This window comes from Cellulomonas olei, from assembly GCF_039548315.1.
Taxonomy (GTDB): domain Bacteria; phylum Actinomycetota; class Actinomycetes; order Actinomycetales; family Cellulomonadaceae; genus Cellulomonas.
Map to the genome: position 1 here is coordinate 39,951 of NZ_JBCLVN010000005.1, position 13,737 is coordinate 53,687.

A 13,737-nucleotide genomic window follows, 5' to 3' on the forward strand; every position below is an offset into this window, starting at 1 on the left:
TGCACCGCGCGCCGTGCGCACTGGACGGTCGGGCGACCGTCCAGTTCCGGCCGGTCGACGAGGGGACGGGACGGCGGGGCTGCGTGGCGGGTGCGAGCGGTGGGGGTGGGGCAGGTTCCGGCGTCGGGGCGGTGCCGGTCGTCGTCGACCCCGGGGACGCGTCCTCGCAGGTGGAGGCGGCCGAGTCCGAGCTGAGACGCCTCGGTCTGCCGGGCATGCGCGTGCGCGCGGACGGCCGGGCGGCGCGGCTGCTCGTCCCCGGGGACGACGTGGTCGCGCTGGCCGCCGAGCCCCTGCGCCGCGAGGTCTACGACGCCGTGCGGTCGGCCGGCTTCGCGACCGTGCTCGTCGACCTGGGGGCGACGCTGCGTCCCGCCCGGGGCGCGAGGGGCAACTGATGGCAACCGATTGCACCGCGCCCGTCGGCGCTGTGAAGGTGGGCCTGCCAGGACGCCGACGGGCAGCGGTGCCGGGCACGTGAACCCGTCGCTGCGCGGCAACGACCGCCGCCGCAGCCGAGACAGAGGAACCAGACGATGAAGTCTCGTACCACGGCGGCAGCCGCGCTCGCCGCCACCGCGGCGCTGGCGCTGGCCGCCTGCAGCGCCGGATCGGACGACAACGGCTCCGCCGGCGGGGACTCCGCCGGCGGGGCGACGCTCACCCTGGGGATCCTCGGGGAGCCGACCTCCTGGGACCCGGCGCAGGCCCACGTCGGCCACGCGCTGCAGCCCTACCAGGCGGTCTACGACTCGCTGATCCTGCGCGAGCCCGACGGCACGCTCTCCCCGATGCTCGCCACGCAGTGGGAGTGGACCGACGACGCGCGCACGGTGCTCACGATGGACCTGCGCACGGACGTGACGTTCTCCGACGGCGCGGCGTTCGACGCCGACGCGGTGGTCGCGAACATCACGCACTTCCGGGAGGACAACGGCCCGCAGGCCAACCAGGCGGCCTCCCTCGAGGAGGTCGTGGCGGTCGACGAGGACACCGTCGAGTTCACGCTGTCCCGCCCGGACGCCTCCTTCGAGTACTTCCTCAGCCAGGCGCTCGGCCTCATGGGCAGCCCCGAGGCGCTCGGGACCGACGACATGGACACGCTGCCGGTCGGCACGGGCCCCTACGTCATGGACGGCGGCCAGTCGATCCCCGGCTCGCAGTACGTCATGACCGCCCGCGACGGCTACTGGGGCGCCGACCTGCAGAAGTGGGACCAGATCACCCTGCGCGTGCTCGTCGACTCGGCGGCCCGGGCGAACGCCGTCTCGGCCGGCGAGGTGGACGCGGTGCTGCTGGACGCCACCACGTACGACCAGGGGGAGCAGTCGGGCTACACGCTGCTCGAGTACCCCACCGACTGGTCCGGGATGATGCTGTTCGACCGTGAGGGCGTGCTGAACCCGGCGCTGGCGGACGTGCGCGTCCGCCAGGCGATCAACTACGCGTTCGACCGGCAGTCGCTGCTCGACCAGGTCGCCGGCGGGTTCGGCGAGGTGACGAGCCAGGTGTTCGGCCCGGACAGCTCCGCGTACCTGCCCGAGCTCGACGACTACTACGCGTACGACCCGGACAAGGCCCGCGAGCTGCTCGCCGAGGCCGGCTACGCGGACGGCCTGACCATCACGATGCCGCTGCTCGCCCCGAACTTCGAGACCCTCACGGCGTTCGTCGTGCAGCAGCTCGGCGACGTGGGCATCACGGTGGAGACCACCGCGGTGACGCAGCAGGAGTACCTGGACGTGCTGCGGGCCGGCAAGTACCCGATGGCGGTGTTCAACCTGTTCCAGGGCCCGACGTCGGTCGCCTACACGCAGCTGCTCGCGACCGGCGCGGCGTACAACCCGTTCGCCACCACGACGCCGGAGATCGACGCGGCGGCCGAGGCGATCAACGCGGGCGGTGACGACGCGGACTCCGCCGCGCAGGACCTCAACCGGTACATCACCGAGAACGCGTGGTTCGTGCCGTGGTACCGCCCGAGCCAGCTGTACTTCTACGACGCGGACAAGGTGCAGGTCGAGGCGCAGATCCAGATGGCCGTGCCGTCGATCTACAACTACACGCCCGCCTCCTGAGCCACGCCGGGGTGCGCCGTCCCGCGGCGCACCCCGGCCCCGCACCCGCACCCGGAGCCCGCCATGATCTCCCTGGTCCTGCGACGCCTCGGCGCCGGCATCGCCGTGCTGCTGTGCGTCACCGTGCTGACCTTCGTCCTGCTCTACTCGTCCTCCGGCAGCATCGCCCGCAACATCCTGGGCGACCAGGCCACCGACGAGGCCGTCGCCGCCAAGGAGGTCGCGCTCGGCCTCGACCAGCCGCTGCTGACCCGCCTGGGCGACTGGTTCGCCCACGCCGCGCAGGGCGACTTCGGCCGGTCCTGGTTCACCAACGAGCCGGTCGTCGGCTCGATCCTCGGCCGGCTGCCCGTGACGTTCGCGATGGTCATCACGTCGATCCTGCTGATCGCCCTCGTCGCGACCGTGCTCGGGATGGTCGCCGCGGTCCGCCGCGGCTGGGTGGACCGGGTCGTGCAGGTCGCCGCCGTCGTCGGCAACGCGGTCCCCGGCTTCATCATCGGCATCGTCCTGGTGCTGACCCTCGCCATCAACGCGGGCTGGTTCCCGGCGATCTCCGCGATCTCGCCCGGCGCACGGCTCGGCGTGTGGATCACGTCGCTGACGCTGCCGGTGCTCGCGCTCGTGGTGAACGGCGTCGGCGGCACCGCCCAGCAGATCCGCAGCGCGTTCATCAAGCAGCTCGAGCTCGACTACGTGCGCACGCTGCGCTCGCGGGGGATCAGCGAGCGGGAGGTGCTGTTCCGGCACGTGCTTCGCTCGGCGGCGCCCGCGGGCCTGACGGTGCTGTCGCTGCAGTTCATCTCCCTGCTCGGCGGCGTCGTCATCATCGAGTCCCTGTTCGCCATCCCCGGCATGGGCTCGCTCGCCGTCAACGCGACGGCGCGCGCCGACCTGCCCGTGGTGATGGGGGTCGTCGTCTACACGGTGCTCATCGTCATCGTGGTGAACCTGCTCGTGGACATCCTCAACGGATGGCTCAACCCCAAGGTGCGTGTGTCGTGACCGAGGTGACCGCCCAGCCCCAGGCCCTCGCGGCCCCCACCCGCTCGTCGGCCACCGGCCGGCTGCTGAAGAACCCGATGGGGCTCGCCAGCCTGGTGGTGCTCGCGCTGCTCGTGCTCGTGGCGCTGTTCGCCCCGCTCATCGCGGGCCAGGACCCCGGCCGCTCGGACCTCGGCAGCGTGCTGCTGCCCCCCGGCGGGGAGCACCTGCTCGGCACGGACAGCGCGGGCCGTGACATCTTCGCGCGCCTCGTGCACGGCACCCGCCTGACGCTGCTGTCCGCCGCGCTCGCGGCAGGTGTCGCGGTGGTCATCGGCGTGCCCGCCGGCCTGCTGGCCGGGTACTACGGGAAGCTCTTCGACTCGGCGTCGAGCTGGGTCGCGAACATCCTGCTCGCCCTGCCGGCGATGATCGTCCTGCTCGCGGTGCGCAGCGCCGTCGGGCCGTCGACGTGGATCACGATGATCGTGTTCGGCGTGCTGCTCAGCCCCGGGTACTTCCGGCTGACCCGCACGACGGTGCAGGCGGTGCGCGGCGAGCTGTACGTCGACGCCGCCCGGGTCGCGGGGCTGTCGGACGCCCGCATCGTCGGCCGCCACATCCTGTCGGTGGTGCGGGCGCCGATCATCATCCAGACGGCGGGCGTCGCGGGCGTGGCCATCGCGATCCAGTCGTCCCTGGAGTTCCTGGGCCTCGGCGACCCGAACACGCCGACCTGGGGCGTCATGGTCAACGACGGCTTCCGGTCCATCTACCGCCAGCCGCTCAACCTGCTGTGGCCGTCGCTGGCCATCGCCGTGACCATCGCGACGTTCGTGCTGCTCGGCAACGCGGTGCGCGACTCCCTCGAGGACCTCGAGAAGGTCACCGTGCGGCGCCGCGACCGGCGGACCCTCGAGGCCGCGGCCGCCGCGGCGGCGGGTGCCGCGGAGCCGGTCGCCGGTGACGACGCCCACCTGCTGTCCGTGCGGGACCTGCGGCTCGGGTACCCGCAGGCGGACGGCTCGGTGAAGCTCGTCGTCGACGGCGTCACCCTGCACGTGGACCGCAACGAGGTGCTCGGGATCGTCGGGGAGTCCGGATCGGGCAAGACGCAGACCGCGTTCGCCGTCCTCGGCCTGCTGCCCGGCAACGCCGTCATCACCGGCGGCTCGATCCTGTTCGACGGGACGGCGCTCGTGCCGGCCGGCGCGCGGCAGGTCGACCAGGGGCGGGTCCGCCCGCTGCGGGGCCGGCGGATCTCCTACATCCCGCAGGAGCCCATGAGCAACCTGGACCCGGCGTTCACGGTCGGCGCCCAGCTCACGCGGCCGCTGGTGAAGGTGCTCGGCCTCTCGCGGCAGGAGGCGCGGGCGCGCGCCCTGGACCTGCTCGCGAGCGTCGGCATCGCGGACCCGGAGCGCACGTTCGCGGCCTACCCGCACGAGATCTCGGGCGGCATGGCGCAGCGGGTGCTGATCGCGGGGGCCATCTCCTGCGAGCCGGACCTCATCATCGCGGACGAGCCCACGACCGCCCTGGACGTGACCGTGCAGGCCGAGGTGCTGGACCTGCTGCGGGACCTCCAGCAGCGCCTGGGCGTGGGCATCGTGCTCGTCACCCACAACTTCGGCGTGGTGGCCGACCTGTGCGACCGGGTCGCGGTCATGCAGTCCGGGCGGATCGTCGAGGAGGGCCCCGTGCGCGACATCCTGCGGGCCCCCGCGCACCCCTACACGCGGATGCTGCTGTCCGCCACGCTCGAAGGGAAGGAACCCATGACGCCGCTGCTGGCGACCGGAGACGCGGCGGTGACCCGGTGACCGGCCCGCTGCTCACCGCGACCGACGTCGTCGTCGAGTACGGGCGCCGCCGCTGGCGCAGCCGGCCCTTCCGGGCGCTGCACGGCGTCTCGATCGAGATCGGCGAGGGGGAGACGCTCGGCCTGGTCGGCGAGTCCGGGTCCGGCAAGACCACGCTCGGCCGGGCCGTGCTCGGGCTCGCGCCCGTGACCGCGGGCCGCATCGAGTTCCAGGGCCAGGACATCACGCACGCCACCCGCCAGGACCGCAAGGCGCTCAGCCGGGACCTCCAGGTCGTGTTCCAGGACCCGTACACCTCGCTGAACCCGTCGCTGACGATCGGCCAGATCCTCGCCGAGCCGCTGCAGGTGCAGCGCGTCGGCGGCTCCGAGGCCCGGCAGCGGGTGCGCGAGCTCCTGGACCGCGTGCACCTGCCGCAGGACGCGATGGGGCGCCTGCCGCGCGAGTTCTCCGGCGGTCAGCGCCAGCGCATCGCCATCGCGCGGGCCCTGGCGCTGCGGCCCCGGCTGATCGTGTGCGACGAGCCCGTCAGCGCGCTCGACCTGTCGACGCAGGCGCGCGTGCTGGACCTGCTGCTGGAGATCCAGGCGGACACGCAGGTCTCGTACCTGTTCGTGTCGCACGACCTCGACGTGGTGCGGCACGTCAGCCACCGCGTCGCGGTCATGTACCAGGGCGAGATCGTCGAGACCGGGCCGGCGCTCGCGGTCACCACCGAGCCCGCGCACCCGTACACCCGGCGGCTGCTGCTGGCGTCGCCCGTGCCCGACCCCGACCGGCAGGCCGAGCGGCGCGCCGCCCGGCACGAGCAGGCCGTCGCCGCCCGCTGACGGCGGCGGCGCACCCCGCCGCGACCCCGCGACCACCCGACCCGACGACCCGAGCCCCACCCGCATCCCCGAGCGAGGAGACCCGATGCTGCGCCCCTCCGACACCGCCACCCGCGAGCGCAAGAGCCTGGACGGCCTCTGGCGGTTCCGGACCGACCCCGCCGGCGAGGGGCGGGACTCCCGGTGGTTCGCCCGGGAGCTGCCGGACGCCGGCTGGATGCCGGTGCCGGCGAGCTTCAACGACGTCCTGGCGGACCCGGCCGTCCGCGACCACGTCGGCGAGGTCTGGTACCAGACGACGGTGCGGGTCCCGGCCGGCTGGGACGGGTCGCGCGTGCTGCTGCGGTTCGGCGCCGCGACCCACGCGGCGAGCGTCTGGGTCGGGGACCTCCTGGTCGCGGAGCACGTGGGCGGCTACACGCCGTTCGAGGCCGACCTCACCGCGATCGCAGTCGCCGGGCAGGAGCTCCGGGTGACCGTCGCGGTGGACAACCGGCTGTCGTTCCAGACGATCCCGCCGGGCCACGTGCGCGACACGCCGCACGGCCCGCGGCAGCTCTACTTCCACGACTTCTACAACTACGCCGGGTTGCACCGCACCGTGTGGCTGCACCGGACGCCCGCCACCGCGGTGGACGACGTCACGGTGCGCACCGGGCGGGACGGCGCGACGGGGCTCGTCGACTACGACGTGGTGACCGTCGGGGACGCGCCGCACACGGTGCGGGTGCGGCTGGTCGACGAGGCCGGCGCCGAGGTCGGGCGGGCGACCGGGGCCTCCGGGCGGGTCGAGGTGCCGGACGCCCACCTGTGGCAGCCGGGGGCCGCGTACCTGTACACCGCGCACGTCGAGCTGCTCGACGGGGCGGGGGAGCTGCTGGACGTCTACGAGCAGACGGTCGGCATCCGCACCGTGCGCGTCGACGGCACCCGGCTGCTCATCAACGACGAGCCGTTCCGGTTCCGCGGCTTCGGCAAGCACGAGGACGTCGCGGTGCGCGGCAAGGGCCACGACGACGTGATGCTCGTGCACGACTTCGCGCTCATGGACTGGATCGGCGCGAACTCGTTCCGCACCTCCCACTACCCGTACGCGGAGGAGGTCTACGACTACGCCGACCGCACCGGCGTGGTCGTGATCGACGAGACCGCGGCCGTCGGCCTCAACATGGGCCTCGGCGGCGGCATCTTCGGCAACCAGGGGTGGACGACGTTCTCCGCGGAGACGATCGACGGCCGCACCCAGGAGGCGCACCGGCAGGCCATCCGCGAGCTCGTCGCCCGGGACAAGAACCACCCGTGCGTCGTGCTGTGGTCCATCGCCAACGAGCCGGAGTCGCACACCGAGGAGGCGCGCGCGTACTTCGAGCCGCTGTTCACCCTCACGCGCGAGCTCGACCCGACGCGCCCCGTCGGGTTCGTGAACGTCGGCCTGTCGCCCCACGGCGCGTGCCTGGTCTCGCAGTACGCCGACGTCCTCATGCTCAACCGCTACTACGGCTGGTACGAGAACACCGGTGACCTCGCGCCGGCCGAGGACGCGTGGCGCCGCGAGCTCGAGGCCTGGGCGACGGAGGGCAAGCCGATCATCATCACGGAGTACGGGGCCGACACCGTCGCGGGCCTGCACACCGTGGTGCCGACCCCGTGGTCGGAGGAGTACCAGGTCGAGTACCTCGACATGAACCACCGGGTCTTCGACTCGGTCCCCGCGGTCATCGGCGAGCACGTGTGGAACTTCGCGGACTTCGCGACCAGCTCCACCTCGATCGTGCGGGTCGACGGCAACAAGAAGGGCGTCTTCACGCGGGACCGCCGGCCCAAGGCCGCCGCCCACCTGCTGCGCCGCCGCTGGCGCGGCTGACCCGGCCCGGCCCGCAGCACGCACAGCACACAGAGCAGGAGCACCCGTGGAGCACACCTGGCGCTGGTTCGGCCCGCGCGACCCGATCACCCTCGCCGAGATCCGGCAGACCGACGCCACCGGCATCGTCACGGCGCTGCACGAGATACCGAACGGCGAGGTCTGGCCCGTCGACGCGATCCAGGCCCGGCAGGCCGAGATCGAGCGGGCCGGCCTCACCTGGTCGGTCGTCGAGAGCGTCCCCGTGCACGAGGACGTCAAGCGCGGCGGCCCGCTGCGCGACGCGGCGATCGAGAGCTACCGCGCGACGCTGCGGAACCTCGCGGCGTGCGGGCTCGACGTCGTCTGCTACAACTTCATGCCCGTCCTGGACTGGACCCGCACGGACCTGCGGTTCCCGCTCGCGAACGGCGGGCGGACCCTGCGGTTCGACATCGCGGCGGCGGCGGCGTTCGACCTGTTCCTGCTGGAGCGGCCGGGGGCCGAGGAGTCGTACACCCCCGACGAGGTGGCGCGCGCGACGGCGCTGCTCGCCGGGATGGACGCCGACGCCCGCGCCACGCTGACCCGCACGATCATCGCGGGGCTGCCCGGTGCGGAGGAGGGGTACGACCTGCCGGAGTTCCGGGCCGCGCTCGACGCGTACCGCGACGTCGACGCCGCCACCCTGCGGGGCAACCTGGCCCACTTCCTCCGGGAGGTCGTGCCGACGGCGCAGGAGGTCGGAGTCCGCCTCGCCATCCACCCGGACGACCCGCCGCGCCCGCTGTTCGGCCTGCCGCGCGTCGTCTCGACCGCCGAGGACGCGCAGGCGGTGCTCGACGCGGCGCCCTCCGAGGCGAACGGCCTCACGATGTGCATCGGCTCGTACGGCTCGGGCCGCGGGAACGACGTCGTCGCCATGACCCGCCGGTTCGCGCGGAGCATCTACTTCGCGCACCTGCGGTCGGTCCGCCTCGACGCGGACGGCAGCAGCTTCGTCGAGGCGCCGCACATCGCGGGCGACGCCGACATGGTCGCGGTCGTCGACGCGCTGGTCGCGGAGCAGCGCCGCCGGGCCGCCGAGGGCGGGCCCCGCATCCCCATGCGCCCCGACCACGGGCACGAGCTGCTGGACGACGTCCGGCGGGCCACGAACCCGGGGTACTCGCTGATCGGCCGGCTCAAGGGGCTCGCCGAGCTGCGGGGGATCGAGCTGGCGGTCACCGCCCGGTACGACGCCGCGGACGGTTCAGCGGCCTGAGCCGACCCGGGGCGCGGCCGGCGCGGGTCACCAGCCCGCGCCGGCGCGCTCCGTCAGCACGCGGCGCAGCGCGGCCTCGCGGCCGGCACCCACGCGGTCGGCCAGGCGGTCCGCCCGGGCGGACCTCGCCGCGCGGGCGCCGGGGTCGCGCGGCGTCGGTCCGCCGTCCCGCAGCCGGCGCACCGACAGGTAGGGCAGCCGCAGCCGCACGGGGCGCAGCCCGTAGGTCACGTCGAACGTCACGGTGGTCATCTCAGTCCTCCTGCGGCGCGGTCGTGGACGCCGGCGCGGGTGCCGGCGCAGGTGCGTGGGCGAGGTCGGGGTTGGCGGTCGTGAACAGCCGCATCAGCCGGGCGCCGGCCGGACGGAGCGCCGGGTCCGCGGCGCGGCCCGCGAAGCGCTCCGTCAGCGCGGTGAGCTCCGCGAGCAGCGCGGTCGCCTCGTCGCGGGTGGCCCAGAACGCCGCCTGCGACACCTGGGTCAGCCGGACGAGGTCGGGGTCCTGCTGCGCCGCGGTGGCGGACTGGCGCAGGTGGGCGATGAACCGCTCGGCCTCCCGGCGGACCTGCACCTCGCCGAGCTCGGCGACGGCCTGCAGGCCCGCCGCGTCGGTGGCGTCGCTGGCGAAGGACCGCTCGCGGGCGACGGCCCGCCACGGCCGCTCGCGGCCCCGTCGCGGTGCCGGCTCCACCAGCCCCGCCTTCGCGAGGGTGCGCAGGTGGAACGAGCAGTTCGCGACGGTCTGCCCGAGGTGGTCGGCGCACTCGGTCGCGGTGGCCTCGCCGACGTCGTCGAGGTGGCTCAGCAGGTCCAGGCGCACGGGGTGCGCGAGGGCGCGCATCCGGGCGGGGTCGGAGATGTGCTGGGCGGCGGCGCGCGCCGGGACGGGCGGCGCGGCGGTCGGCGGGGTCGGTTCCACGGGACGACCCTACGACGCGCAACAACTCTTGCGCAACAACTCTTGCGAATGGAGTGGGCGCCGGACGGGGGAGAGCTCCCTCGTCCGGCGCCCGTCGCGGTGCTGCCGGTCAGTCCAGCTCCGCGAGCACCGCCCGCAGGTCCGCCCCCGCGCCGTCCCGCCCGAACAGCGGGATGACGTGCCGCGGGGCGTCGACGCGCACGGTCGTGCCCCCGGCGTGCTCGGCGCCGGACCACAGGTCCGTCCACGTCGCGCCGTGCGGCAGGTAGACCTCGCGGGCATCGACGCCGGCCTCCATGACCGGCGCCACCAGCAGGTCCGCGCCCAGCAGGTACTGGTCGGGGACGGACCACGCGCGCGCGTCGTCCGGGAACTCGTGGAACAGCCCGCGGACCACCGGCTGCCCGTGCTCGTGCGCCTCGGCCATGAGCCGGCGCAGCAGCGGCCGCATCGCCTCCCGCAGCCGCAGGTAGCCGGACAGCACGCCGTACACCTCCTCGCCGAAGCTCCACAGCTCGTTGCCGGCACCCGTGGGGGACCGCCGGGAGCCGTCCGCGGCGGTCACCTCCTGGCCGGGCCGGCGGTCGCCGTGCATCCGCAGCACCGGGCTGAACGTGCCGACCTGGAACCACCGGACCAGCAGCTCGTGGAACCCCGGGTCGGTGACGTCGCCGCCGTGGAACCCGCCGATGTCGGTGGTGAACCACGGGATGCCGGCGACGCCCATGTGCACCCCGGCGACGACCTGCCGGCGCAGCGCCTCCCACGTGGAGGAGATGTCCCCGGACCACACGAGCGCGCCGTACCGCTGGCTGCCCGCCCACGCGCACCGCACCAGGTTGACCACGTCGCCCTGGCCGGCGGCGGTCTGCCCGTCGTGGAACGCCCGCGAGAAGTGCTGCGGGTACAGGTTGGTGACCTGCGCGCCCGGGCCGGCGTGGTAGCGGTAGTTGTCCAGGTCGTAGCGCCCGTACTCCGGCTCGGCCTCGTCCAGCCAGAACAGCCGGACGCCGTGGTCGTGGTAGTTCCGCCGGCACAGGTCCCACAGCGTCTCGCGGGCGCCGGGGTGGGTGACGTCCACGAACATGCTCGGGCCCTCGAACGACATCTGGACCTCGAGCCCCCGGTCGGTGCGCACCAGGTGGTTGTCCCGCCGCAGCCGGTCGAAGTTCTCCGACTCGACCGACACCTGCGGCCAGACGGACACCATGAGCTCCATGCCCAGCTCCCGCAGCTCCGCGACCATCGCGGCGGGGTCCGGCCAGAACTCCTCCTCGAACCGGTAGTCGCCCATGTGCGGCCAGTGGAAGAAGTCAGCCACGATCACGTCGACCGGCAGCCCGCGGCGGTGGTACTCGCGCGCCGTCGTCAGCAGCTCCTCCTGCGAGGCGTACCGGAGCTTGCTCTGCCACAGCCCGAGGCCGTGCTCGGGCATCGGCGGGACGTGGCCGGTCGCGTCGGCGTACGCCGCGAGGATCTGCGCGGGGGTGTCGCCGGCCGTGACCCAGTAGTCGAGCTGCCGGGTGGACTCCGCGACCCACTCGGTGCGGTTGACCCCGAACGTCGCCCGGCCGATCGCGGGGTTGTGCCAGAGCATCCCGTAGCCGGCGCTCGACAGCACGAACGGCACCGACGCCTGGGAGTTGCGGTGCGCCAGCTCCAGGGTGCTGCCCTTGAGGTCGGCCAGGTCCTGCTGGTAGAGGCCCATGCCGGCCAAGTGCTCGTCCGCGGGGGACTCGAACGCCGCGGTGAGCCGGTGGTCGCCGCCGACGATCGCGCGGTAGTCGCGCGCCTTCTGCTTGAGGGCGCCCCCGGACTCGAGCTCGCGCAGCAGCACGCGTCCCGAGGCGTCGCGGAACGTCAGCCGGCAGCGGGACACGGAGTACCCGGTCTGCCAGTCGTGCTCCTGCCCGGCCTCGAGCTCGACGGTCAGGCGGCCCTGGACGAGCCGCGCGGTGGCGCCGTCCGGGGAGACCTCGACAGCGGGCGGCGGGGTGGCGGGCGCGGGCAGCAGCGCCCACGCCGTGTCGAGGACGTCACCGGCCGGCACGGCGCGCACGCGCACGGCGTCCGCGCCCCACGGCTCGACGAGCAGGGTCTCGCCGTCGCCGGTCCAGCGCAGGTGGTGTCCGTCGGTCTGGAAGAAGCTCACAGGATCTCCGATGTCGCAGGGTCGTTCGAGGTGGGGTGGGGTCGGGTGGGGTCAGTCCTTGACCGCGCCGGCCGTGACGCCGGCGGCGACGTACCGCTGGGCGACGACGAGCAGGACGGCGGCCGGGACGGAGGCGAGCACGGCGGTGGCCATGACGCCGTTCCAGTTGGTGGCCTCCGCGCCGACGAACCGGAACAGCGCCAGCGTCATCGGCGTGATGCTGTTGCCCGTCGTCAGCGTCTTGGCGTTGAGGAAGTCGCCCCACGAGAACAGGAAGGCGAACAGCGCGGCGGTCACCACGGCGTTGCGGCTCAGGGGGACGACGATCGACCCGAAGGTCCGCAGGCGCCCGGCGCCGTCGATGCGGGCGGCCTCGAGCAGCTCGTCCGGGATGGTCCGCATGAACGCCTGCAGCAGGATGATCGCGAACGGCACGGACGCCGTCGCGTTCGCGAGCATGAGCCCCGGGTAGGAGTCCAGCAGGCCGAGCTGCTTGTAGAGCGCGAACAGGGCGGTCACGACGACGACGCTCGGGATCATCTGCGCGAGCAGGAACGCGAACATCACGGCCCCGGTGCCCGGCGCGCGCAGCTTGCTCATCCCGTACGCCGCCGGCAGCGCGATCACCAGCGTGATCGCCACGGTGCCGAGGGCGATCACCATGCTGGTGCCCATCGAGCTGAGGTTCCGGTCGATCGCGAGCGCGTAGCCGTCGAACGTGGGGTCCAGCGGGAACAGGGCCGGGGGTGAGCGGATGAGATCCTGCGGGCGGGTGAGCGACACCGCGACCATCCAGTAGAGCGGGAACAGCAGCGCCCCGCACAGCACGGCGCCGATCGCGACGCGGACGGCGGACCGGGTCCGGGAGCGGGTCATGCCGCGGCCTCCTTGCGCTGGGTGCGGATGTACAGCAGCCCGAACACCAGGGCGACCACGAACAGCAGCGACGCCACCGTCGCGCCCATGCTCAGGCTCTGGTCGGTGCCGCCCTCGAACGAGAGCTTGTACGACCAGGTCGCGAGGGTCTGGGAGCTGTCGACCGGGCCGCCCTCGGTGATCACCCAGATCACGTCGAACGCCTTGATCGTGTAGACGAGGCCGAGCAGCAGCGTCACCGCGGTGACGGGGCGCAGCAGCGGCCAGGTGATCGACCGGAACCGGCGCCACGCGCCCGCCCCGTCGAGAGCGGCGGCCTCGTACAGCGTCCCGGGGATGCCCTGGAGGCCGCCGTACAGCAGCACGAGGTTGAACGGGATCCCGAGCCAGATGTTCGCGATGATGACCGCCCACAGCGACCACTGCGGGTCCGACAGCCACCCGATGTGCGTCCCGAGCAGCGCGTTGACGATGCCGTAGTCCTTGTAGAACATCCAGCGCCACGTGGTCGCCGAGACGACGACCGGCAGCAGCCACGGGATGAGGATGAGCGCGCGGAACGTCGCGGACAGCGGGAACGTCCGCTGGAAGAACACCGCCAGCGCCAGCCCGATGACGAACTGGAACACCAGGCTCACGACGGTGAACAGCACCGTGTTGCGGACCACCGGCGCGAACAGCCGGTCCTGCACCAGCGTCACGTAGTTGGCGAACCCGACGAAGTCGGCCTGGCCCGTGAAGTACGACTGGAACGTGTAGTCCTGCAGGCTGAGCTGGAGCGTGCGGACGATGGGGTACGCGAAGAACAGCGCGATGAACACGACCACGGGCGCGATGAACCCGAAGGCCGCGAGGCGGGAGGCGCGCCGCGCCCGGCGCCGGCTCGCCTCACGCGCATCCGCGTGGGGGGAGCCGGCGCCGGCGGGCGCCGGGGCGGTGGCCGGCAGCGTCACGGTCGTCCGTCCGCC

Annotated in this window: 12 protein-coding genes; 7 read left to right on the forward strand and 5 right to left on the reverse strand. The window is 73.4% G+C overall.

Annotated elements, in window-relative coordinates; all coding sequences use genetic code 11:
- The first annotated feature begins 131 nt into the window (after window positions 1–131).
- The 7 genes from AAHH18_RS02800 (at window position 132) to uxuA (ending at window position 8,822) form a co-directional block, all read left to right on the forward strand.
- Window positions 132–398, forward strand: coding sequence for an adenine nucleotide alpha-hydrolase family protein (locus AAHH18_RS02800; RefSeq protein ID WP_283321453.1), 267 nt, complete (start codon window positions 132–134; stop codon window positions 396–398).
- A 138-nt stretch (window positions 399–536) separates the two neighbouring features.
- A complete protein-coding gene (locus AAHH18_RS02805) occupies window positions 537–2,078 on the forward strand; it encodes an ABC transporter substrate-binding protein (RefSeq protein WP_343300485.1) in 1,542 nt (513 codons plus the stop codon).
- Between the two features lie 63 nt (window positions 2,079–2,141).
- Window positions 2,142–3,083, forward strand: a complete 942-nt coding sequence (locus AAHH18_RS02810; RefSeq protein ID WP_283321451.1) for an ABC transporter permease — start codon at window positions 2,142–2,144, stop codon at window positions 3,081–3,083.
- A complete protein-coding gene (locus AAHH18_RS02815) occupies window positions 3,080–4,885 on the forward strand; it encodes a dipeptide/oligopeptide/nickel ABC transporter permease/ATP-binding protein (RefSeq protein ID WP_343300486.1) in 1,806 nt (601 codons plus the stop codon). Before AAHH18_RS02810 ends, AAHH18_RS02815 begins: the two co-directional genes overlap by 4 nt.
- A complete protein-coding gene (locus AAHH18_RS02820; protein WP_283321450.1) occupies window positions 4,882–5,715 on the forward strand; it encodes an ATP-binding cassette domain-containing protein in 834 nt (277 codons plus the stop codon). Before AAHH18_RS02815 ends, AAHH18_RS02820 begins: the two co-directional genes overlap by 4 nt.
- Window positions 5,716–5,800: 85 nt before the next feature.
- Window positions 5,801–7,579, forward strand: coding sequence for a beta-glucuronidase (gene uidA / locus AAHH18_RS02825; protein WP_343300487.1), 1,779 nt, complete (start codon window positions 5,801–5,803; stop codon window positions 7,577–7,579).
- 46 nt (window positions 7,580–7,625) lie between these two features.
- On the forward strand, window positions 7,626–8,822 hold the full coding sequence (gene uxuA / locus AAHH18_RS02830) for a mannonate dehydratase (protein ID WP_283321448.1): 1,197 nt from the start codon (window positions 7,626–7,628) through the stop codon (window positions 8,820–8,822).
- Between the two features lie 27 nt (window positions 8,823–8,849).
- Here the strand turns inward: uxuA and AAHH18_RS02835 are convergent, their stop codons facing one another.
- The 5 genes from AAHH18_RS02835 to AAHH18_RS02855 form a co-directional block, all read right to left on the reverse strand.
- Entirely contained in the window at window positions 8,850–9,074 is a 225-nt protein-coding gene (locus AAHH18_RS02835) for a hypothetical protein (RefSeq protein ID WP_283321447.1), read from the reverse strand.
- Between the two features lies 1 nt (window position 9,075).
- The gene (locus AAHH18_RS02840) at window positions 9,076–9,741 is read right to left on the reverse strand and encodes an ArsR/SmtB family transcription factor (protein ID WP_343300488.1); all 666 of its coding nucleotides are present in this window, start codon (window positions 9,739–9,741) and stop codon (window positions 9,076–9,078) included.
- Between the two features lie 109 nt (window positions 9,742–9,850).
- Window positions 9,851–11,893 (reverse strand): glycoside hydrolase family 31 protein, encoded by a 2,043-nt coding sequence (locus AAHH18_RS02845; RefSeq protein WP_343300489.1) that lies wholly within the window; start codon window positions 11,891–11,893, stop codon window positions 9,851–9,853.
- A gap of 51 nt (window positions 11,894–11,944) precedes the next feature.
- Window positions 11,945–12,769: a carbohydrate ABC transporter permease gene (locus tag AAHH18_RS02850; RefSeq protein WP_343300490.1), complete on the reverse strand. Its 825-nt coding sequence runs from the start codon at window positions 12,767–12,769 to the stop codon at window positions 11,945–11,947.
- Entirely contained in the window at window positions 12,766–13,722 is a 957-nt protein-coding gene (locus tag AAHH18_RS02855) for a carbohydrate ABC transporter permease (protein ID WP_283321442.1), read from the reverse strand. The genes AAHH18_RS02850 and AAHH18_RS02855 overlap by 4 nt, the downstream gene beginning before the upstream one ends.
- Between the last annotated feature and the right edge of the window lie 15 nt (window positions 13,723–13,737).

Bases quoted from the DNA above. Each gene is read 5' to 3' on its own strand.
- AAHH18_RS02805 (WP_343300485.1), top strand. From the start codon at position 537: ATGAAGTCTCGTACCACGGCGGCAGCCGCGCTCGCCGCCACCGCGGCG.
- AAHH18_RS02810 (WP_283321451.1), top strand. From the start codon at position 2,142: ATGATCTCCCTGGTCCTGCGACGCCTCGGCGCCGGCATCGCCGTGCTG.
- uidA (WP_343300487.1), top strand. From the start codon at position 5,801: ATGCTGCGCCCCTCCGACACCGCCACCCGCGAGCGCAAGAGCCTGGAC.
- AAHH18_RS02835 (WP_283321447.1), bottom strand. From the start codon at position 9,074: ATGACCACCGTGACGTTCGACGTGACCTACGGGCTGCGCCCCGTGCGG.
- AAHH18_RS02850 (WP_343300490.1), bottom strand. From the start codon at position 12,769: ATGACCCGCTCCCGGACCCGGTCCGCCGTCCGCGTCGCGATCGGCGCC.